This window comes from Halotalea alkalilenta DSM 17697 (assembly GCF_000621205.1).
Taxonomy (GTDB): domain Bacteria; phylum Pseudomonadota; class Gammaproteobacteria; order Pseudomonadales; family Halomonadaceae; genus Halotalea; species Halotalea alkalilenta.
Map to the genome: position 1 here is coordinate 69,350 of NZ_KK211235.1, position 20,591 is coordinate 89,940.

Annotated in this window: 23 protein-coding genes; 10 read left to right on the plus strand and 13 right to left on the minus strand. The window is 65.4% G+C overall.

Annotated features, from left to right (window positions below):
* The first annotated feature begins 100 nt into the window (after positions 1 to 100).
* The 4 genes from Q376_RS0120230 to Q376_RS0120245 all read left to right on the plus strand — a co-directional run bounded on the left by Q376_RS0120230 (position 101) and on the right by Q376_RS0120245 (position 2,891).
* Positions 101 to 658, plus strand: coding sequence for an LPS-assembly lipoprotein LptE (locus Q376_RS0120230; protein ID WP_052365594.1), 558 nt, complete (start codon positions 101 to 103; stop codon positions 656 to 658).
* 7 nt (positions 659 to 665) lie between these two features.
* On the plus strand, positions 666 to 1,730 hold the full coding sequence (holA, locus tag Q376_RS0120235; RefSeq protein ID WP_027351831.1) for a DNA polymerase III subunit delta: 1,065 nt from the start codon (positions 666 to 668) through the stop codon (positions 1,728 to 1,730).
* A gap of 108 nt (positions 1,731 to 1,838) precedes the next feature.
* Positions 1,839 to 2,267, plus strand: a complete 429-nt coding sequence (slyA, locus tag Q376_RS0120240) for a transcriptional regulator SlyA (protein ID WP_043449133.1) — start codon at positions 1,839 to 1,841, stop codon at positions 2,265 to 2,267.
* A gap of 165 nt (positions 2,268 to 2,432) precedes the next feature.
* A complete protein-coding gene (locus tag Q376_RS0120245) occupies positions 2,433 to 2,891 on the plus strand; it encodes a universal stress protein (RefSeq protein ID WP_027351833.1) in 459 nt (152 codons plus the stop codon).
* Between the two features lie 295 nt (positions 2,892 to 3,186).
* Here the strand turns inward: Q376_RS0120245 and Q376_RS0120255 are convergent, their stop codons facing one another.
* The 3 genes from Q376_RS0120255 to Q376_RS0120265 all read right to left on the minus strand — a co-directional run bounded on the left by Q376_RS0120255 (position 3,187) and on the right by Q376_RS0120265 (position 5,819).
* Positions 3,187 to 3,507, minus strand: a complete 321-nt coding sequence (locus Q376_RS0120255; RefSeq protein WP_027351835.1) for a type II toxin-antitoxin system RelE/ParE family toxin — start codon at positions 3,505 to 3,507, stop codon at positions 3,187 to 3,189.
* On the minus strand, positions 3,504 to 3,740 hold the full coding sequence (locus Q376_RS0120260; protein ID WP_027351836.1) for a type II toxin-antitoxin system ParD family antitoxin: 237 nt from the start codon (positions 3,738 to 3,740) through the stop codon (positions 3,504 to 3,506). Before Q376_RS0120260 ends, Q376_RS0120255 begins: the two co-directional genes overlap by 4 nt.
* Before the next feature lie 150 nt (positions 3,741 to 3,890).
* The gene (locus tag Q376_RS0120265; protein WP_027351837.1) at positions 3,891 to 5,819 is read right to left on the minus strand and encodes an ATP-binding cassette domain-containing protein; all 1,929 of its coding nucleotides are present in this window, start codon (positions 5,817 to 5,819) and stop codon (positions 3,891 to 3,893) included.
* Between the two features lie 171 nt (positions 5,820 to 5,990).
* On the opposite strand from Q376_RS0120265, the gene Q376_RS0120270 reads away from it, so the two are divergent.
* Positions 5,991 to 6,863: a TatD family hydrolase gene (locus Q376_RS0120270; RefSeq protein WP_027351838.1), complete on the plus strand. Its 873-nt coding sequence runs from the start codon at positions 5,991 to 5,993 to the stop codon at positions 6,861 to 6,863.
* Positions 6,860 to 7,384, plus strand: coding sequence for a hypothetical protein (locus Q376_RS23780; protein WP_052365597.1), 525 nt, complete (start codon positions 6,860 to 6,862; stop codon positions 7,382 to 7,384). The genes Q376_RS0120270 and Q376_RS23780 overlap by 4 nt, the downstream gene beginning before the upstream one ends.
* Before the next feature lie 21 nt (positions 7,385 to 7,405).
* Here Q376_RS23780 and Q376_RS0120280 read toward each other — a convergent pair whose 3' ends face one another.
* The 6 genes from Q376_RS0120280 to rutA form a co-directional block, all read right to left on the minus strand.
* Positions 7,406 to 8,911, minus strand: a complete 1,506-nt coding sequence (locus Q376_RS0120280) for an NCS1 family nucleobase:cation symporter-1 (protein ID WP_043449138.1) — start codon at positions 8,909 to 8,911, stop codon at positions 7,406 to 7,408.
* An 82-nt stretch (positions 8,912 to 8,993) separates the two neighbouring features.
* A complete protein-coding gene (locus tag Q376_RS0120285) occupies positions 8,994 to 9,521 on the minus strand; it encodes a flavin reductase (RefSeq protein ID WP_052365599.1) in 528 nt (175 codons plus the stop codon).
* Between the two features lie 42 nt (positions 9,522 to 9,563).
* Positions 9,564 to 10,340 carry a pyrimidine utilization protein D gene (gene rutD, locus Q376_RS0120290; RefSeq protein WP_027351841.1) on the minus strand — a complete coding sequence of 259 codons (777 nt, stop codon included), beginning with the start codon at positions 10,338 to 10,340 and terminating at the stop codon, positions 9,564 to 9,566.
* Positions 10,340 to 10,741 (minus strand): pyrimidine utilization protein C, encoded by a 402-nt coding sequence (gene rutC, locus Q376_RS0120295; protein WP_027351842.1) that lies wholly within the window; start codon positions 10,739 to 10,741, stop codon positions 10,340 to 10,342. Before rutC ends, rutD begins: the two co-directional genes overlap by 1 nt.
* 38 nt (positions 10,742 to 10,779) lie before the next feature.
* Positions 10,780 to 11,520, minus strand: a complete 741-nt coding sequence (gene rutB, locus Q376_RS0120300; protein ID WP_043449141.1) for a pyrimidine utilization protein B — start codon at positions 11,518 to 11,520, stop codon at positions 10,780 to 10,782.
* Positions 11,517 to 12,629, minus strand: a complete 1,113-nt coding sequence (gene rutA, locus Q376_RS23785) for a pyrimidine utilization protein A (RefSeq protein WP_052365601.1) — start codon at positions 12,627 to 12,629, stop codon at positions 11,517 to 11,519. The genes rutB and rutA overlap by 4 nt, the downstream gene beginning before the upstream one ends.
* Before the next feature lie 341 nt (positions 12,630 to 12,970).
* Between rutA and rutR the strand changes: the two genes are divergently transcribed.
* On the plus strand, positions 12,971 to 13,624 hold the full coding sequence (gene rutR, locus Q376_RS0120310) for an HTH-type transcriptional regulator RutR (RefSeq protein ID WP_027351844.1): 654 nt from the start codon (positions 12,971 to 12,973) through the stop codon (positions 13,622 to 13,624).
* A 2-nt stretch (positions 13,625 to 13,626) separates the two neighbouring features.
* Here the strand turns inward: rutR and Q376_RS0120315 are convergent, their stop codons facing one another.
* A complete protein-coding gene (locus Q376_RS0120315) occupies positions 13,627 to 14,223 on the minus strand; it encodes an elongation factor P hydroxylase (protein ID WP_052365603.1) in 597 nt (198 codons plus the stop codon).
* A gap of 191 nt (positions 14,224 to 14,414) precedes the next feature.
* On the opposite strand from Q376_RS0120315, the gene Q376_RS23790 reads away from it, so the two are divergent.
* A complete protein-coding gene (locus Q376_RS23790) occupies positions 14,415 to 15,848 on the plus strand; it encodes an MATE family efflux transporter (protein WP_052365612.1) in 1,434 nt (477 codons plus the stop codon).
* A gap of 503 nt (positions 15,849 to 16,351) precedes the next feature.
* Positions 16,352 to 17,050 carry a hypothetical protein gene (locus Q376_RS0120325; RefSeq protein WP_027351846.1) on the plus strand — a complete coding sequence of 233 codons (699 nt, stop codon included), beginning with the start codon at positions 16,352 to 16,354 and terminating at the stop codon, positions 17,048 to 17,050.
* An 85-nt stretch (positions 17,051 to 17,135) separates the two neighbouring features.
* Here Q376_RS0120325 and tusA read toward each other — a convergent pair whose 3' ends face one another.
* From tusA to Q376_RS0120340, 3 genes are all read right to left on the minus strand, one after another.
* Positions 17,136 to 17,375 carry a sulfurtransferase TusA gene (gene tusA, locus Q376_RS0120330; RefSeq protein WP_027351847.1) on the minus strand — a complete coding sequence of 80 codons (240 nt, stop codon included), beginning with the start codon at positions 17,373 to 17,375 and terminating at the stop codon, positions 17,136 to 17,138.
* A gap of 55 nt (positions 17,376 to 17,430) precedes the next feature.
* Complete coding sequence (gene rlmM, locus Q376_RS0120335) at positions 17,431 to 18,510, minus strand: 23S rRNA (cytidine(2498)-2'-O)-methyltransferase RlmM (RefSeq protein WP_043449196.1); 1,080 nt, start codon at positions 18,508 to 18,510, stop codon at positions 17,431 to 17,433.
* Positions 18,511 to 18,755: 245 nt separating this feature from the next.
* Complete coding sequence (locus Q376_RS0120340; protein ID WP_027351849.1) at positions 18,756 to 19,148, minus strand: DUF4168 domain-containing protein; 393 nt, start codon at positions 19,146 to 19,148, stop codon at positions 18,756 to 18,758.
* Between the two features lie 360 nt (positions 19,149 to 19,508).
* Here Q376_RS0120340 and pyrB point away from each other — a divergent pair, with 360 nt between their 5' ends.
* Positions 19,509 to 20,540, plus strand: coding sequence for an aspartate carbamoyltransferase (pyrB, locus tag Q376_RS0120345; RefSeq protein ID WP_027351850.1), 1,032 nt, complete (start codon positions 19,509 to 19,511; stop codon positions 20,538 to 20,540).
* Positions 20,541 to 20,591 lie beyond the last annotated feature (51 nt).

Here is a 20,591-nt window from a genome sequence, read left to right on the forward strand (position 1 = left end):
GGCCGGCCCGGGCCGCCGGGGGCCAAGCAATGCACGGGCGTAGTCACGCAGCGCCATGACCAGGCCTCATGCCGAGGCCGGATGACAAGGAGAGACCCGCTTGACGCTCCCTTCACACAGCAATCGCCTCGGGTGCAGGCTACGCACAGGCCTGCTGATCGCCGTCTTCGGCGCCAGCCTGGCGCTGGCCGGCTGCGGTTTCCAGCTGCGTGGCACCGGCAATGATTCCGGGCCGATCATGCAGCACCTGCTGCTCCAGGTCGCCGACGACACGCCGCAGAACGAGCTCGCTCGCGAACTGCGCCGGCGCCTCGAAAGCGCCGGGGTCTCGATCGATCCCAGTGCGCGCCTGCAGCTCAACCTCGGTGTGGCCGCCTACGACGAGAGCCAGCTCGGCTACGGGGGCTCTGGCGGCAACCAGGAACGCGAGCTGATCCTGCGGGTGCCCTACTCGGTACAGCGCGTCTCCGACGGCGCCTATCTAGTCGACCAGCAGTACGTCGAGAGCCGAGGCTCCTACAGCACCAGCACCAGCCAGCTGCTCCAGCGCGACGACGAACGCACCCAGCTGCGCCTGCGTCTGGCCGGCGACGCGGCCCAGCAGCTGATAGAGCGGATGCGGGCGCTTTCCGCCAGCCCGCTGGCCGAACAGCAGTGAGGCTTGGGTGAAGGTCTTTCCCGACAAGCTCGGCGACCAGCTGGGCAAGCGCCTGTCACCGGTCTACATCGTCTCCGGCGACGAGCCCTTGCTGCACATGGAGGCGTGTGACGCAATCCGAGCCGCGGTTCGCGAGCGCGGCTTCGACGAGCGCGAGGTGCTGCACGTCGAGGCCAACTTCAACTGGGCCCAGCTCTCCGAGACGGCCAGCAACCTGTCGCTGTTCGCCAGCCGTCGCCTGCTCGAGCTGCGCCTCGGCGGCCAGTCCCCCGGCCAGGAAGGCGCCAAGGCGCTGGAGGCCTATGCGGCCAACGCGAAGCACAGCGACGATGTGCTGCTGATCAGCGCCGCGCGCTTCGACTACCGCACCCAGCAGAGCAAGTGGTTCAAGGTCCTCGATGCGGTGGGCGTGTTCGTGCCGGTCTGGCCGGTGGAGTACAAGCGGCTGCACTTCTGGGTACGCGACCGCGCCGCCCGCCACCAGCTCGAGCTCGATGCCCAGGCGAGCCAGGCGCTGGCGGAGCGCTTCGAGGGCAACCTCCTGGCCCTCGACCAGACCCTGGCGAAGCTGCGCCTGCTGCATCCGGCGGGCACCCGGCTCGATCTCGAGAGCATCGAACAGAGCTCCGGCGACGGCGCCCGCTTCGATGTCTTCAACCTCACCGACGCCTGTGTCCAGGGCGAGCGCGAGCGGGCCCTGCGTATCGTCCAGGGCCTTCGCGCGGAAGGGGTCGAAGCGCCGGTGGTGCTCTGGGCGCTGACCCGCGAACTGCGAACGCTGCTTTCGCTTCGCCAACATCTCGACCAGGGCCAAAGTTTCGATCATGCTTGCAAGGCGCAGAAACCTTCGATCATGGAAAAGCGCCGCCCTGGCTATCAGGCTGCCACCAAGCGCTTGCCCCATGCTCGGCTGAGCAAGCTGTTGCTGTTCGCCCAACGGATCGATCTTTCGATCAAGGGCGCGGCTCCCCTGCCTACCTGGGCTGCGCTGTCCGACCTGGCGTTGACGCTTGCCGGCGGAAGGGGGCCACTGTGTGAATGGGCGGGCGCCTATCGAATTCAGTCAGGCTGACCTGCGCACGAATCGTTACACTCAAACACTCTACAATTACGCACGCATAATTCGGCATCGATGAACATAAAATTCCAACATCCTCCGTCCAAGTACGACGACATCGGAATGAGGCTCGCCAGGCTGCCACGCAGCTGGCGCGCCGTCGTCGACCACCGCTTGGCGCCACTGGGCCTGACCCAGACCAGATGGATCACGCTTTACAACCTGTGGAAGAGCGGTGATGGCCAAGCTCAGTGCGACCTGGCCCGCAGCATCGGCGTCGAGGCTCCCTCGCTGGTCCGCACGCTCGACCAGCTCGCGCGCCAAGGCCTGATCGAGCGCCGCCCATGCGGCCATGACCGGCGTACCAAGCGCATCCACCTGACCAGGAAGGCGGCCCCCTTGATCGAGCAGATCGATTTCGTGGTCAACCAGGCCCGCGCCGAAATGCTCGAAGGGCTCAGCGAGGAGGAAGTCGATCATTTTTCGTCCACCCTCGAGAAGATCGAGCACAACAGCCAGCGTCTGCTGAACGCCCAGCAGAGTGAATCCTGAGCCGCGATTCATCGCTCGCCGTGCAGGCTCATTTCAGCCGTTCCTGCGCGCTTTTCCGGCCGAACGCGGTATCTTGACGCATCCCCGCCTCGAAGAGGCCGTCAAGGTTGTCGCCATCCGTATCGGCGCCTAGAGTATGCCTAACCCAACCGCCGGAGCAGGACTATGAGCCACGAATACCGTCACGTACTTGTCGCCGTCGACCTGACGCGGGATTCGCATCTGGTACTCGAACGTGCACTGCCGATCGCCGAGCGCAACGGCGCGACCATCTCGATCATCCACGCGCTCGAGCCGCTCGGCTTCGCCTACGGCGGCGACATCCCGATGGATGTCACCACGCTGCAGGACCAGCTCGATGAGCATGCGCGCACCCGTCTCGCCGAAATCGCCGATCCCAGCAACATCCCGCGCGAGCGCCAGCACATCATCGTCGGCATGCCGGACTCCGAGATCCACCGTTTCGCCGAAGAGCACGGCGTCGATCTGATCGTCGTCGGCTCCCACGGCCGCACCGGCTTCGCGCTGCTGCTCGGCTCCACCTCATCCGGTGTGCTTCGCGGTGCCAAGTGCGATGTACTCGCCGTGCGCGTCGGTCAGGAAGGCGACGACGCGGAGGAGTGAGCGCCGAGGGAGGGAGACGCCGCTCACCGAGCGAATCGAATCATCGATGAAAAGGGGTGCCCCCTGGGACCCCTCATGCTGACGAAGCCCTGGCCTTGCAGCCAGAGCTTCGTTTTGATGAAGGTATGTAGTGGGCAACTAATTTCGGACCCTGCGAAGTGCAGGCGCACCTTGTTGTAAAAACCAACGATGTAGTCGGCGATATCCGTCATTGCCGCTGCATGGTTGGCATACGATCTTGCGTGAGTACGAGTCCATTACCGCTGCCAGATGCCCCCAGCCACAATCCCGACGACTAATGAGAGGCGCTTTCAACCAGCCATCCAGGAATGTCCCTCACGCCATGTAGAACGCGCCATACATCGACATGCTCATCGCGTTCAACGTAGAACACCAGATAGGGATAGCGTTTCAGCGGCCAGTAGAGCAACCCTGGTAAAGCCAGCTCATGGGCGTACCGAGGCATATCCGACGCCGGGTGGCGGCTGATGTGGGTATAGGCGTTTTCCAAGTCATCGATAAAACCGAGTGCAGCCTGCTCGCCAAGGTAATAGCTGACAGCGTCCTCTACATCCTGACTGGCAAGGGCTCGCGGAACGACGGGCTTACCCTTCACCCTCGAGCCTTGCGAACCCTGGCGCGCAGGGATTCGAAGTAGGCATCATCCACAGGAGCGGCGGGAGCCGACTCTACCCCAGCCAGCAGCAGACCACGCAGGTGCTGCCGATCCTGATCCTTGCGAATCAGCTCCCGCACATACTCGCTACTGGTGCTGTAGCCCCGCTGGCTGACCTGGTCATCGACGAAGCTCTTGAGGGCGTCCGGCAGGGAGATGTTCATGGTACTCATGGCGCTGTCCGCCTTTGACAAAATTTGCCAAAGTATACACCCCCGTCCCCACCTCGCCAGTATCGGAATCACCATGCCGATTTGCGACGAAACAAGCCGAAGGGGCTTGGCCATGACGCAGGAGGCGCAGAACATCCATGGCTTCGAACGTCACTCGCCCTGCTGCGCCACCTCGAGCTCCATCCAACGTTCCATCCGCTCGTCCAGCCGCGTCTGCACCGCGCCCAGCTCGGCCAGGGTCGCTTCGATCTCCGCTGCGTCGCCTTGATAGAAGCGCGGATTGCCGATCTTCGCTTCGAGCGCGGCCAGCTCGAGTTCGAGTTTCTCGATCTCCCCCGGCAGTCCATCGAGTTCACGCTGCAGCTTGTAGGAGAGCTTCTGTACCCGCGGCGCCGGCTTCACTGGTTCGGCGGCGGCGGGAAGCGGCGCTGGATCCTTCGCCGGCGTGGGGTTTTCTCCCCCGAGCTGGCCGGGCGCTGGCGGCAGCCGACCGCCCTGGCGCTGCCAGTCGCTGTAGCCGCCGACGTAGTCGCGTACCCGCCCATCGCCTTCGAAGGCGAGCACGCTGGTCACCACGTTATCCATGAACGCGCGGTCGTGACTGACCAGCAGCAGCGTGCCATCGAAATCGAGCAGCAGCTCCTCGAGCAGTTCGAGGGTCTCGACGTCGAGATCGTTGGTCGGCTCATCGAGCACCAGCACGTTGGCCGGCTGGGTGAACAGCTTGGCCAGCAGCAGCCGGTTCGACTCCCCGCCGGAGAGTGCCTTGACCGGCTGGCGCGCTCGCTCGGGACTGAATAGGAAATCCTGCAGGTAGCTCATCACGTGGCGATCCCGCCCCTTGACGCTGACGTGGTCGCGTCCGAGGGCGAGGTTGTCGTACACCGTGGCGTCCATGTCGAGGCCGGCCCGCAGCTGGTCGAAGTAGGCCACCGAGAGCTTGGTGCCGAGGTTGACTTCGCCCTCGCTCGGCTCGAGCTCGCCGAGCAGGATCTTGAGCAGCGTGGTCTTGCCCGCGCCGTTGCGGCCGATCAGGCCGATCCGGTCGCCGCGCTGGACCTCGAGACTCAGGTCGCGGATCACGTACTCCCCCTCGGCGCGACCAGCGATGCGATGGCTGACGTGCTTGAGCTCGACCACCCGCTTGCCGCTGCGCTCGCCGCTATCGACCTCGATTTTCGCGCTACCGAGCCGCTCGCGGCGTTGGGAGCGCTCTTCGCGCAGCCGCTTGAGCGCTCGCACCCGCCCTTCGTTGCGGGTGCGGCGTGCCTTGATTCCCTGGCGAATCCACGCCTCTTCCTGGGCGAGCTTCTTGTCGAACAATGCCTGCTCGCGGGCCTCGACCTCGAGTTCGTGCGTTTTCTGCTCCTGGTACGCGGCGAAATCGCCCGGATAGCGACGCAGCTGGCCGCGATCGAGCTCGAGGATCGACGTCGCGATCCGATCGAGGAAGGCGCGGTCGTGGGTGACGAACAGCACCGCGCCCCTGAAGGCCAGCAGCTGCTCCTCGAGCCAGATGATGGTGTCGAGATCCAGATGGTTGGTCGGCTCGTCGAGCAGCAGCAGGTCGGGATCGGCGACCAGCGCGCGGGCCAGCGCCACGCGCCGGCGCCAGCCGCCGGAGAGACCTTCCATCAAGGTCTCGGCGGGCAGGCCCAGGCGCTCGAGTACCTGGTCGATACGCTGGTGGAAGGACCAGCCATCGAGCGCTTCCAGCCGCTCCTGCAACGTGGCCAGACGCTTCATGTCGGGCTCGGGAGCGGCGACCAAGGCGTCGTACTCGGCGAGCAGCCGGCCGGTCTCGGGCATTCCCTCGGCGACCACATCGAAGATCCGCCGCCCCTCGGCCGCAGGCAGGCGCTGCGAAAGCACGCCCAGGCGCAGCCCGGGCACCCTGCGCACCACACCGTCGTCGGGGAGCTGTTCGCCCTCGATCAACGACATCAGCGTCGACTTGCCGGCGCCGTTACGGCCGACCAGGGCCAAGCGCTCGCCGCGATCGATGGAAAGCTCGGCGCGGTCGAGCAGGATCTGGTTACCGTAGGCGAGCTGGAGGCCTTCGAGTTGGAGCAAGCTCATGGGTCTGCGCTCACCTCTTATGGAAAAATGGCGTGGATGGATACCAAACGCGCATTGTAGCGCATCGTGCCGGTCATCCGGAGTAAACCGCGAGGGCATTCCACCGAGGGCGTGACCCTGGAACGGGGATGCGATTATCCTGGGCGCCTTGCAAGTCGAGGAGAGACATTCATGCACCCGCTGCCGGATGCTTTGCGCTTTTGCTCGCCCGAGCCGCTGATCGACATCGGCGCCAACCTGACCCATGAAAGTTTCGACAAGGATCGCGACGCCGTGCTCGCCCGCGCCCTAGAAGCGGGGGTGGAAGCACTGGTGCTGACCGGAACCGATCGCCACAGCATCGAAAGCGCGCTGGCGCTGATCGAGGCCCGCCATACTCCCTCCCCGCGGCTCTTCGCCACCGCCGGCGTCCACCCCCACCACGCCGCCGATTGGGGAAACGACTACGCCGACCTGATCCGTGAGGCCCTCGACCGGCCCGGCATGGTCGCCGTCGGCGAGTGCGGGCTCGACTTCAATCGCGACTTCAGCCCACGCGATGCCCAGCGCCGTGCCTTCGAAGCGCAGCTCGAGATCGCCGCCGAGCGGCGCCTGCCGCTGTTCCTGCACGAAAGGGACGCCAGCGCGACGATGCTGGAGATGCTGCGTAGCTGGCGCGACGACATCGAGGACGCCGTGGTCCACTGCTTCACCGGCGACCGGCAGACGCTCTACGCCTATCTCGATCTCGACCTGCACATCGGCCTGACCGGCTGGCTGTGCGACGAACGGCGGGGTCTACAGCTGCGCGAACTGGTAGGCGAGATTCCCCTCGAACGGCTGATGATAGAGACCGACTGTCCCTACCTGCTGCCGCGCAACCTGCCGGCCAAGCTCAAGGGACGCCGGCACGAACCGGCGCTGCTGCCGTGGATCGCTCGCGAGGTCGCGGCGCTGCGCGGCCTCGACGAGGCGACTCTCGCCCGCGCCGCCACCCGGACCACGCAGCGCTTCTTCCGCCTGGACGACACCGCCCAGCCCGCTGCGATAGGAGCAAGCCGATGAGCCAGACATCCAATGCCCTGCCGAGCTTCATCTGCATCGAGACGGGCGACGGTGCGCTACCCGTGGCGGTGGCGTGGACACTCGCCGATGGCCGGGTCAAGCACACCTTGATCCAGCCGCTCGAAAGCTGGCTGGAAGAAGAAGACATCGCCCTTGGCGACTATGACGAAGAGACGCTGCACACCCTCGGTGTGCGACCGCTCGATGTGATCCGCGAACTCGAGGCCGATCACGATGGCGCAACGCTCTACGTCAACGGCGTCGGCGAAGAGTTCGAGGCGCTCGAGAGGCTCTTCGATGAGTACTCGCTCGACCCGATGGTCGAGCTCGCGCCCGCCCACCAGCTCTACGCTGAACTCGACGCCGCCCAGTGGGAGGACGAGCGCCGAAGACTGCTCGATGAGCGCGGCCTGACGCCGCTCAACGCCGAGCACGAAGTGGAGGTGATGCTGCTGCTGCACCAGCGATTCGCCGACCAGCTGCCGGACGATTTCGCCCTCGACGACGAAAGCTTCGGCTAGCGCGCTTCGGCGCCGGCGCGCTCAGGCGTTCGAGGCAAGCCCGGACACCGCGCGCCGGCGCGATACCTTGTCGCAGACCCAGTAGAGCAGTCCGCCGCTGATCGAGCCGGTGAACCAGCCGTAGTCATAGAACCAGCCGAGCCGGCCGGTGATGATCGCGATCAGGCTGAGCCCGGCGGGGATGCAGAAAGCGATGAAACCGGCGGCATTCCAGGCCGGGTAGACGCCGTCGCGATAGAGCCCGATCACGTCCAGGCGCTGCCTGCGCACCACGAAGTAGTCCACCACCATCACCCCGGCGATCGGTCCGAGCAGGCTCGAGTAGGCCAGTAGCCAGTTGGAGTAGATCGCCTCGACGCTGACGTCGGAGACGATCACGCCAAGCCGCTTGAGCAGCTCGTGGCTCATCAGCAGCAAGCCGATCAGTCCGGTCAGCATCACCGCGCGGCTGCGGCTGATCAGCCGAGGCGCGAGGTTCTGCAGGTCGTTGGTCGGCGACACCACGTTGGCGGCGGTGTTGGTCGAGAGCGTGGCGAGCACGATCAGGATCATCGCGACGATCACGAGCCATGGCTCACCGATCGCACCGATCAGGGTGACCGGATCGGAGACCGTATAGCCGACCAGCGTCGGCGAGGCAGCGGTCATCACTACCCCGAGCGCCGCGAACACGAACATCGTCAGCGGCAGCCCCAAGATCTGCCCGACCACCTGGGCACGCTGGCTTTTGACGTAGCGGCTGAAGTCGGGAATGTTCAGCGAAAGCGTCGCCCAGTAGCCCACCATCGCAGTCACCCCGGCGAGGAAGTGCCCCACCGTGCTCTCCCCTGCCGGCCGGGTCGGCGGCGAGGCCAAAAGCTCAGCGACCGAGACCTTGCCCAGCGCCCACCAAAGGAGCGCCAGCGAGACCAGCAGCAGCACCGGCGCCGAGAGCGTCTCCAGCCATTTGATCGACTCGAAGCCGCGGATCACCACGTAAAGATTCATCGCACCGAAAAGCACGAAGCCGATCACGTCGCCGGCGGAGCCGAGCGAGCGCCAGCTCTCGGACAGCGCACCGAACAGCAGGCTGATCGCCATGCCGCCGAACATCGTCTGGATGCCGAACCAGCCACAGGCGACCAGTGCGCGAATCAGCGCGGGCACGTTGGAGCCGGTGATACCGAAGGAGCTGCGCAGCAGTACCGGAAAAGGCACCCCGTAGCGAGTGCCCGCCACCGCGTTGAGCGTCAGCGGAATCAGAATGATCAGGTTGGCGAGCAGGATCGCCATCAGTGCCTCGAACACGCTGAGCCCGAAATAGGCGGTGAGCACGCCGCCGAGGGTGTAGGTCGGCACGCAGATCGCCATGCTGGTCCACAGCGCCGCGACGTGCCAGGTATTCCAGCGCCGCTCGCTGATCCGGGTCGGCGCCAGATCGAGGCTGTAGCGCGGGCTGTCGAACAGATCGTCACCAGGGTGCAGCTCGACCTGTCCATCTCGCTCGATCAGCGTGGAGACCGGCTGCCGCGAAGTCGAAGTGCTCATGCGGGGTCCTCATCTGGGCGGACGCTGGCGTCCGTTGGAGAGTTGTCGTTGTGTATACCCAGCCCTGAACGCAGTGGCCCGGCTACTCGGCCTCGAGCCGATGGAAGCGCCGCTGGAAATAGTGCAGCGAGGCCGCGGGCGCAGCCTGCGAATGGATCTCCTCCACTGGGCAGATCAGCACGTCGTGGCTGCCCTCGGCGATGACCCGAGAGATCCTGCAGGCGAAGCTGACCAGCGCGCCCTCGAGCGCCGGCGTGCCGTTGTCGAGCACGCGCCAGCGCCCTTCGAGAAAACGCTCGGACATCGGTGTCCTGCCACCGAAGCGCTCCGCCAGTGCCACCTGCCCGGCGGCGAGCACGTTGACGCAGAGCTTGCCATTGCCGATCACCAGCGGATGCGCCGAGGCGGCTCGATTGAGACAGACCAAAAGGGTCGGCGGCGTGTCGCAGACGCTGCACACCGCCGTGGCGGTGAAACCGGCGCGACCCATCTCACCGTCGCTGGTGACCAGGTTGACCGCAGCGCCAAGCTGCGCCATCGCGTCGCGAAAGTGCTGTCGGTCGGGCCCCGTCAGACGGGGGGACGGCTGCTCGAGAACGCTCTGCTGCATGCTTGTCTCCATGGGTGGCGCCACCACGTGGCGCCGGATCGATCAGGATTGAAGGAACTCGACCAGCCGCCGGTCGAATTCGTCGCTCGCGGTGACGCTGCAGGCGTGGCCGCCATAGTCGAGACACTCGAAGCGCCCCTGCGGCATCAGTTCGGCGAGGCGCCGGGAGGCAGTCCACGGCACCAGCACGTCGTCGCGAGCGGTGATCACCAGCGTCGGCGTTTCTATCTCCGTGATCCAACTGCGTGCGTCGAATCCCGCCAGCGCCTCGATCCGCTTGAGTACGTTGCCGGCACCGGGAAAATGGGCCAGGTGGCTGGCCTGCTCGCGATCGACCCGCTCGGCGTTGGCCGACAGCCAGTCGGCCGGGAACAGGAAGATCGGCTGCGCAGCCAGGTAGGCCCTGGCACCGACCTTGGTGAGCAGCGCGATACGCGCATCGAAGCAGCGCCGGCTGTGGCTGTCCAGGCTCACCCAGCCGCCAGCCACCACCAGCCGCCTGAGCAGCGCCGGGCGCTTGCGCGCGAGCCACAGCCCGACCAGCCCGCCGAAGGCGTGACCGACGAAGTCGAACCGCTCCAGACCGAGCGATTCAGCGAGTTCGACCACCTCCTCGGCCATGTTCTCGACGCTGTAGCCCTCAGGCAGTACCGCAGCGCTCTGTCCGGTGCCGAGCTGATCGTAGAGCAGCACCCGGAAGCCGGCCCCGAGCGCCTCGACCTGCGGGAGCCAGTAGGCGCCGGCACCGCCGAGGCCGGCCGACATCACCACCACCGGCGCCTCGGGATCCCGACTGCCGAGCCATTCATAGTGGAGCATCAGGCCCCGCTCCCGGCGGTGCCGATGTGGGCGATGGTGGCGATCTCGACCAGCGCGTCGGGCTTGACCAGGCCGCACTGGATGCAAAAACGCGCCGGCTTGTCGCCGGGAAAATACTCGGCGTAGACCTGGTTGATCGCCGCGTAATGCGTCCAGTCGGTGATGAAGATCGAGTTGAAGGTGACGTCCGACATGTTGCCGCCGGCGGTTTCGATCACGGTCTTGATCGTCTCGAGCACATGGCGCGTCTGAGCCGCTGGGTCACCGACGTGAACCACGTTGTTGTCTGCGTCGAACGGCAGGGTACCGGAGACGTAGACCACGCCATCGGCCAGTGTGCCGGGGACGAAGGGAGCGATCGGCGTAGTGGTACCTGGTGGAATGACGACCTGCTTGGGCATGGAGCGACTCCGTTTTCAGCGCTGTGGGTAGGTTCTGATCAGGCCTGCTGGGTTTCCAGCCGCGGCGAAGTGACTAAGGCGTTGCAGAAGGTCTCGACGTTGGAGACCCAGCCGAAGAACGTCTCGACGTTGTAGACCGCGGCCTCATGGGCGGCACGCGGGCCCGCCTGATGAGCGGCATCCTCGAGCAGCACGCCGAAGTATTCGAGGAAGTAGCCGTCGCGCAGGGTCGATTCGACGCAGACGTTGGTGGCGATTCCGGTGAACACCAGGGTGCGGATGCCGCGCGAGCGCAGGGTGCTGTCGAGCGGGGTGTTGAAGAACCCGCTGTAGCGCGGCTTGTGCATCACGATGTCGCCGGGCTCGGGCTTGAGCGCTGCGACCAGCTCGAAATCCCAATCGCCCTTGGAGAGCAGCTTCTGCGCCATCCCGGGGTTGGCGCGCATGGTCTTGAGCGCATTGGATTTGTGCCAGTTCGGCGAACCGGGGCCGCCGGCTTCGACGTAGTCGGGGTCCCAGCCGTTCTGGAAATAGATCACCGTGATTCCCGCGGCGCGGGCGGCGGCGACCGACTGCTTGATCTTCTCGATCACCGGCCCCGTATGGCTGACGTCGAAGCCGGCGAGGTCGAGATAGCCGCCCGGGGTGGCGTAAGCGTTTTGCATGTCGACCACGATCAGCGCCGTGCTCGCCGGGTCGAACACCAGCGGCTCGGGACGGGCAGCGAGCGTGAGCCCACGGCCGGCGGGGATGAATTCGGGACGGACTGCTTCACTCATTGCGCGGCCTCCTCGACCGGTGCCTCGGCCCGCGCCGCAGCGACGGTGCCCTGGCGACAGTGCATCAGCGGTTGGATCCGCTGGCCGAAGGTCTCTACCCCTTCGATGAAATCATCGAAGGTCAGCAGTACCCCTTCGACTCCCGGCATCTCGCTGATCTCGTCGAGCATCCGCGCGACGTGCTCGTAGGAGCCGATCAGCGTGCCCATGTTGATGTTGACCGCGGAGGTCGGATCGCTCATCTGGCGTACGTTGGTATCGCCACCTGAACGGGTATCCTTGCTGGCCTGGTCGGTGAGCCAGGCGAGCGCCTCCTCGTCGGCCCCCGCCTTGTAGTATTCCCACTTGGCCCGCGCCTCTTCGTCGGTCTCGGCGCTGATCACCATGAACAGCGCGAAGCTCTTCACCTCGCGTCCGGACGCTTCGGCTGCGGCGTGCATGCGCTCGGCGGCGGGAGCGAAGGCGGTCGGCGTATTGACGCCCTTGCCGAAGCAGAAGTTGAAATCGGCGTGGCGGGCGGAGAAAGCCATTCCCGCCTCGCTCTGCCCGGCGCAGATCAGCTTCATGTCCTCACGCGGACGCGGGCTCAGCCGGCAATCGTCCATCTCGAAGAACTCACCCTTGAAGTCGCTTTTGCCATCGCGGCAGAGCTCCTTGAGCACCTGGACGTACTCATCGAGATAGGCGTAGCGCTTGGAGAAGTAGTCATCGCCCGGCCACAGCCCCATCTGCGAGTACTCGGGCTTCTGCCAGCCGGTGACCAGGTTGAGGCCGAAACGGCCGTTGGAGATCGAATCGATCGTCGCCGCCATCCGTGCGACGATCGCAGGCGGCATCACCAGGGTGGCGGCGGTGGCGTAGAGCTGGATCTTGGAGGTGACCGCGGCGAGCCCAGCCATCAGCGTGAACGACTCGAGATTGTGGTCCCAGAACTCGGTCTTGCCGCCGAATCCACGCAGCTTGATCATCGACAGGGCGAAGTCCAGGCCGTGTTTTTCCGCACGCTGCACCACTTCCCGGTTGAGTTCGAAGGTCGGCTTGTATTGGGGAGAGTTCTCGGAGATCAGCCAGCCGTTGTTGCCGATCGGAATGAAGACACCAACTTTCATCCTGGATACCTCTCGCGTCGATAGCGTTCCAATATTGGGGGTGGCGCCATAAGCGCCGTTCTCAGCCCAATTCGCTATCAATCCCGATGCCAGAACGCCGTTTGAGCCGATGAATCAATCGCCTGCGATCGCTTTCGTTTGACCCAAAGGTCAAAAATGAACCGTAAGGTCAAACGAATGCATCATCCTGGCGCAGGCGATGCACTCCAGGTGTGCAGCCCCTACCGGCCTGGCTCTGCTATGCTGGGCCACGCTTAGGGGAACGCTTGGCGAGCCTTCGCGCGCGCTCGTTCGGCGCTTCCCGACCATACCGACGTTCTCCAGTAGCGGACATCCAGGCCATGAACGAGCTTCCTCCCCTCCCCCAGCGCAGCGCTCGCCGCCGCCCGCGCGCCAGCGAACTGAAGCGCGCCGCGATCGTCGACGCCGCGCTGGCGGAGTTCTCGCGCTACGGTCTCCATGGCGCCCGGGTCGAGACCATCGCCGAGCTGGCCGGCGTCTCGAAGACCAACCTGCTCTACTACTTCGCCTCCAAGGAGATCCTCTACGTCGAGGTGCTCAAGCGGATCCTCGATCAGTGGCTGGCCCCGCTCAAGGCGATGAGCGCCGAACAGGAGCCGCTCGACGCGATCGACGCCTATCTCAGCGCCAAGCTCGCCGCCGCCCGCGACCAGCCCGAGGCATCGCGGCTGTTCTGCCTGGAAATGATGCAAGGCGCGCCGCTGATCGCGCCGGTGCTCGCTGGAGAGCTCAAACAGCTGGTCGATGAAAAGAGCGAAGTGATCGCGGGCTGGATCGCGCAGGGCCGGCTGGCACCGGTCGACCCGCGTCAACTGCTCTATCTGCTCTGGGCGGCGACCCAGCACTACGCAGACTTCGCGACCCAGGTCCGGGCGCTATCCGGCAGTGGGCTCGAAGACCCCGCTTTCTTCGCCACGGCGCTTGCCACCCTGCGCCGCGCCGTGCTCGAAGGGCTGAAGCCGCGCGCGGACTGAACTCAGGCCGGCATCCCTGCCGCTTCGAGTATCGCCCGTGCCTGGTCGCGAGCGCGCTCGAAGCTGCCGCCCTGGCCGAATCCGATGTCGAGCGCACGGTGCAGCGCGGCTGCACGGGGAGAGAGACCATGCGTGCGTAGCCAGGCCGCACGGGCTTCGACACGCAGCCGGAATGCCTCCCGATCGACCTCGACGCTGCCGCCCAGGTTGTCGGCGCTGACGTTGAAGCGTCGCCGACAAGCCTCGGTGAACAAAAGCTCCACCGCCTGAGGAGCGACCTCGGCGGCCTCGAAGGCTTGCTGCTGGTCTTGGTCACGGCCATCGGGCAGGTACCAGTAGCCGTAATCCTCGAGCATTCGCCGCTGCGGTCCCGCGATGCACCAGTGACTGATCTCATGCAGCGCGCTGGCGAAGAAGCCATGGGCGAAGATGATCCGATGATAAGGGTGCTCGGCGTCCCTCGGGCTATAGAGCGGCTCGCTGCCGCCGCGAACCAGGCGGGTGGCATAGGTGTCGGCGAAGATCCCATCGAACAGCGCGATCAGCGCCTCGATCTGCTGATCTTCGCTGCACTGGGAAATGGACTGGGTTGAGCTCATCAGAAAAGCATCCGTCAATGGCGCCCGCCAAGGCTCGGTCGAGCCGTGGGCGAGAGATCCGAAGCGCCCGGGGCGCACGATTCGGCGCGAATTATACCTTCCGTCATCGCCATTTGACCGAATGGTTTGCTAGCGCGTATCAACACACCCTAGAATCCCGCTCCCTTCGATCCAACCCGGAGCTTCCCTTGGTGTCCCTTTCCCCCGCTCTGCCCCGCATCGATCGCATCCGTGCCAGCCGTCGACTGTGCCGGCTGGCGCTGCCGATCTGCGGTGCCCAGCTGGCGCAGATCGGGGTCAGCACCAGCGGCATCGTGATGGCGGGCCGCTCGAGCACCGTCGATCTCGCCGCGGTCTCGATCGGCGCGAGTCTCTGGGTACCGCTGATGCTGTTCATGAGCGGTACCATGATCGGACTCACCGCGGTGGTCGCCCAGCTGCTCGGCGCGGGCCAGCTCGAGCGCATCCGCGTACAGGTCCACCAGGCGGGCTGGATCGCGCTGGCGATGGGCTCGATCGCAGCCTGCGCGCTCTTCTGGCTGCCATCCGCGGTATTCGCGCTGATGGGCATACCGCCGGAGATCGCCAGCGCCGCCGAAGCCTATCTGCTCGCCGTCGCCTTCGGCATGCCAGCACTGGCCGGCTACCAGGCGCTGCGCGCCTATTCGGACGGTTTCAACCACACCCGCCCCGCGCTCTGGTTCAGCCTGCTCGGTCTCGCGGTCCATCTTCCCCTCGGACTATGGCTGATCTTCGGCGGCGCCGGTGTGCCACCGCTGGGCGCGCTGGGCTGCGGCATCGCCACTGCGGTCTCGATGTGGGCAAGCCTGTTCGGCATGCTGGTCTACACCAAGCGCGCGCGAATCTACCAGCGGGTGGCACTGTGGCGCGGGCTGACCGCGCCACAGCCGGCCCAGCTCCTCGCCCTGCTGCGCCTGGGGCTGCCGATCGGGGTGGCGATCTTCGCCGAGGTGACCATGTTCGCGGTGGTCGCGCTGCTGATCGCCGCCTATGGCACCGTGGTGATCGCAGCCCATGAGGTGGCGCTCAATTTCACCTCGATCCTGTTCATGATGCCATTGGCGGTAGGCATGGCGCTGACCATCCAGGTCGGCACCCGGCTCGGCGAGGGGCGTCCAGGAGCGGCGAGCCAGGAGGCCTGGAACGGGCTTTGGATCGCGCTGGCCGCAGCGCTCGCCAATGCCTTGGTGGTGGCGCTGTTCGCGCGCCAGGTAGCTGCGCTCTACTCCGCCGAACCGGCGGTGCTCGAGCTGGCGGTGGAGCTTTTGTACCTGGCGGTGCTGTTCCAGGTCTCGGACGCACTGCAGATCGGCATCGCCGGCGCCCTGCGCGGCTACAAGGATACCCGCGCGGTGATGCTGATCACGCTGTTCGCCTACTGGGTCGCGGGCCTCGGCAGCGGCTTGGCGTTCGGCCGGGGAGTGCCGGGGGCGTTCGACGGCCTCGGCGTCCATGGCTTCTGGATCGGCCTGATCGTCGGCCTCTCCACCGCAGCGGCCTTGCTCGCCCTGCGCCTGCGCCGGGTCTCTCGACGCCGTCTCGATGACCCGACCCCGCATCCGTCCGCCGCAGCGCCCCCACCCTCGTTCCCAGCCAAGCAGTAGACCCACGCGTATCGATGCGCGACGAGTTCGATCGCCCCTCTGTGCGAATCCCTTTGGGTATGCTAATAGTGAGTCGTCCGGTCGCCGGTGCAACCTTGGGCTGAGTGTCAAAGGCCCTTGGCTGCGGCGGCCGGAATTGCGTCGTGGCAAGCGTGCAGCGAGCCAGGTTCGGTCCGGCGAGCGGCGTTGGAGAGGTGACGCGAATCGCTGCGAGCGTGAGCCCGAAGGGGTAGCGCGCAAGCACAGGCGGCGTGAACTTTTCCAACCCTTGCTTGGCTGATCGACCCGGCTGAAGGGCCTGTCGTCCCCGATGCGCCACCAGACCACAGTGGCAATCACGGGAAGCGCCTGGAACTCTAAGGCGGCATCGATCGGTCCGGGCGTTTCCCGATCGTCGACCGCGGTAGCGGTGTCGAACGGGCGAAGCCTCTACGATCGCGCGCCAAGAGCTTCCAGGCGGATGGGCCGGCACACCGTTCGACACACCGCCTAGGAGGGCCACCATGGGCATACCGCTCCCCCAAACCGCCAAGGTCATCGATTTCGAAAGCATGCGTGATCGCTTTCGCGCCAGACAGCGGATCATCCGCCTGGCGCCCGAGCACGACGGCCTGGAGATGATCTACCGACTAGCTTCGGACAGCGAATCACTCTATGGCATGCCCGTGCTCGCCTGGGCGCTCCAAGACGACGGCCAGATAGTCGGCATGGTGCCCTGGATGGACAAATTGACTCCTTGCCATACGCTCGACGATCCCGAGCACGGCAGCTTCGTCGGTTTTCGCGACCCCGAGACCCAGGAGCTACTCGAAGGCCCCCCTGAACACAAGATTCACGAGCTCGAACACGCCTCGCTCTATTTCGACTACGAGTCGACCGACGAGACTACCCTGATCCAGCATCTGCCCGACACCCAGGGCACCCATGCGCTGTGTCTCGATGACGAGGACCAGCCCTGGCTGCTCAAGCAGGTGCATGGCTGGAGGCTCTATAGCGATGGCGCGATCGAGGCGCTGCTGCTCGATGAAAGCAAGCTGGTCGATACGCCGGTGCTACCGGGCGACGATTGCCTGTATCCGGGCAGCAGTCGCCATGCGGCGCTCTACTTCTTCCAGCGCACCATCGCCAATCGGATCAAGCGCCAGGATCCCGAGACCCTCGAGGCGCTGGCGATGATGGTCAACAGCGGCGACGACGACTGAAATGGCGGTGCGGTAAACCAGCGGGCCCGGCGAAAGCCGGGCCCGCTGCGTATAGGCTGCGTACCTCGTATTTAGAGCGCGCCGCTCAGGCGAGCCTCAGCAGGTATTCGAAACGCCCGTCCTCTTCGCGCCGCTCGAGCAGCTGGTGGCCGAGAAAGGCACAGAACTGCGGTATGTCGCGGGTAGTGGCGGGGTCGGTCGCGATCACCCTGAGCAGCTTGCCGCTGCCTAGGTCGCGCACCTTGTTGTGCATCAGCATGATCGGCTCCGGGCAGTAGAGCCCGGAGGTATCGAGCACATCATCGGCCTCGAACGGCTCGCTCATCGAATCTCCTTGCGCTTCACGCGGATCGTTCACTGGAGGTCGAACCGGCCATGCCTCAGCGCAGCTCGACGAACACCGTCACTTCTTCACGGTCGTGGTAGAGATGACGGCAGTGCAGCCGATAGTCGATCCCTGCGGAATCGAGCTGATCGCGCAGCCTACCGAGACAGGCGTCGACCTCCTGCCAGCGGCGGTTCATCGGCAGCTTGAGGTTGAACACCGAGAAACGGCACCAGCGCTGGGTCAACCAGCGGGACACCATCTCGATCACCCGCGACGGGCGATCGACGATATCGCATACCAGCCAGTCGAGCGTTCCCGGCGGCGACCACTTGAAGCCATCCTCGCGCAGGTGCTCGACCATGCCGGTGCGCATCAGCGCTTTGTCCATCGGGCCATTGTCGATCGCATAGACCTGCATGCCGCGCTGGACGAGCTGCCAGGTCCAGCCGCCGGGCGCGGCGCCGAGATCGGCGGCGGTGGAACCGGGCGCCAGTGCCTCCTCCCAGCGGCTGCGCGGCAAGAACTGGTGCCACGCCTCCTCGAGCTTGAGCGTCGAGCGGCTCGGCGCGTGGGGAGGGAACTTGAGCCTCAGTATGCCTCCCGGGTACTCGCTGCGATTGCCAGGGAAGCTCAGCCCCAGCTGGACCCTGTCACCAGCGGTCCAGAACAGGTGCAAGCGACGGGCTCCGGCGCTTCGGCGCAGCGCCCCCCGTTTGCGAAACAGGCTCTCGAGCGGACGGGCCAGGGCCTTTCCCAGCCCCGCGAGCGCCTTGCCGTCGTTGGTGTCAGGGGCTTCGAACGTCAGTGACTCGAAGCTCCAGCCGCTGGCCACTACCTGGGCGACGATCGGTGAGATCCTGTCGTCGCGCGAAAGCATCTCGAGCGGCGGCAGCGCGACCAGCGACTGGCGGGCGAACACCGTCGCCTCGAGCGGCAGGCTGCGCTGCAGCGGATTGACCGGCGAGCCGTCGATGCTGATCGCACGCACATAGCCCGCCCCTGGCTCGGCGGCATAGCGCAGCGGCGCTTCACCCAGGCGATCGGCAAGCTCGGCGGCAAGATCCGACTCGAAGCCGGGTCGGCAATAGAGCAGCCATTCATTGGCCACCAAGGGAGAAACCTGGTCTTGCATCGAAGGGACACTTGTGCGGCGAAAAGAAGCGGCGGTATCGATACCGCCATGTTCGAGCAAGGCAGTGTAGCCGATCGGCCCGGCTCCTCCCAGCCAAGCGATCGGGCACCGCCCGGATGCAACGAGGCCCCGATGTCTCCATCGGGGCCTCGTACAGCGACTCGCGGTCATCGCACCACGCCCGGCCCGAAGCCGGCCGCCGCCGCTGTCTCGACTACGCAGTCATGTCGCTGCGCGGCTGACGCTTACTGCTCCTGCACCATGGCCTGGACGCGCTGAAGCAGTTCCGGATCCTGCTGGATGGCCTGGCCGATCTGGTTGAATTCCTCGACCTGGAGGCCGCTGTCCTGGACGGCCTGAACCATTTTTTCGTTGGCCTCCTCGCGAACCTGGCGAACCTGGTCCTCATCGCTGCCCGCGGACTGCAAGCGATCGGTATAGCTCTGCGAGATCGAGGCGATCTCCTGAGAAGCGGAAGCGAAGTCCTGCAACTGCTGATCGCTGAAGTTCTGCTGTGCGGGAGCGGACTGGGCCGCGGCGCCGCCCTGCTGGGCCGCTTCCTGGGCGAAGACCGCGGGAGCGGCGACTGCACCAGTGGTGAGCAGGGTTGCTGAGATGATGGCGGTGGTCCGTTTCATTACATCCTCCGGGAGTTTCACTTTAGCTGCTTGCCATGAGTACGACGGCAGTCGCGCACATGAGTTCCCCATTCACAGTGATTTTCCTCGTTTCTTTTGCGCGAAAATCCACACCGTGACGCCCTATCACTGCTGGTGGGCCAAGTTCTTTTCAACCCCATGGCGAAAAAAAGACTTCAAAAATGTAACGAAGAGTTATCACCGCCGGTATGAGTCACCGCTCCACCACCCGCCCTTACAATGGCTCACATTTCAGCTGTCGAAACTGACCCATCGTGTGCGCTCACGCGAGCCGGCTGCGAGTGATAAACTGCCGCCCGCCACCGCTCTCGTCCGACCTCGCGAAAGGAGACCTCCGCCATGACTCCCCATCTGCTTTCCGTCGATCAGCTCGATCGCGATGCGATCGATGAACTCTTCGCCATCGCCCAGCGGATGGAGCCGATCGCCCGACGGCGCAAGATCTGCCGCGTACTCGAAGGGGCGGTACTGGGCAACCTGTTCTTCGAGGCCAGCACCCGTACCCGAATCAGTTTCAACGTCGCCTTCTGCCGCCTTGGCGGCTCGGTCTGCGACACCACCGGCTTCACCTTCTCGTCGATGGCCAAGGGCGAATCGCTGACCGATACCAGCCGGGTACTCGGCGGCTATTGCGACGCCTTGGTAATGCGCCACCCGGACCTCGGCTCGGTGGCCGAGTTCGCCAGCGCCGTCAACGTGCCAGTGATCAACGGCGGCGACGGCCCCGGCGAACACCCGAGCCAGGCGCTGCTCGATCTCTACACCATCGAGCGCGAGTTCGAGCGTATCCAGCGACCCTTGGCCGGCGCGCATATCCTGATGACCGGCGATCTCAAGTACGGACGCACCGTGCACTCGCTGATCAAGCTGCTCTCGCTGCACGAGCCGATGCACATCACCCTGGTCGCGCCGACCGGGCTCGAGATGCCGACCCCGCTGCTGGACCTGGTGGCCGATCGCGGCCATCGCCTCGAGCTCCGCGACAGCCTCGACGAGGTGTTCGAACCGATCGACGTGATCTACGCGACACGTATCCAGAAAGAGCGCTTCACCGAAGAGATGATCGAGAGTTTCAAGGGCATCTCCGATGAGTTCATCGTCAATCGCGCCTTCCTCGATCGTCGCTGCACTCCCGGTACCATCGTCATGCATCCGCTGCCACGCGACGGACGCCCCGGTGCCAACGATCTCAGCACCGATCTCAACGGCGACCCGCGCCTGGCGATCTTCCGCCAGACCGACAATGGCATCCCGGTGCGGATGGCGATCTTCGCCAAGCTGATGGGAATCGAAGCCGATTTCGACCGCGACCTGCGCGATGTCGGCTGGCGGGTTCCCGAGGCCATCGGCGTGGACGACGCGCGGTTCTGACTCACAGGCCCGCCTGCCATGGCGGGTCTCCTTTTCCTCGGCCTTGAGAAC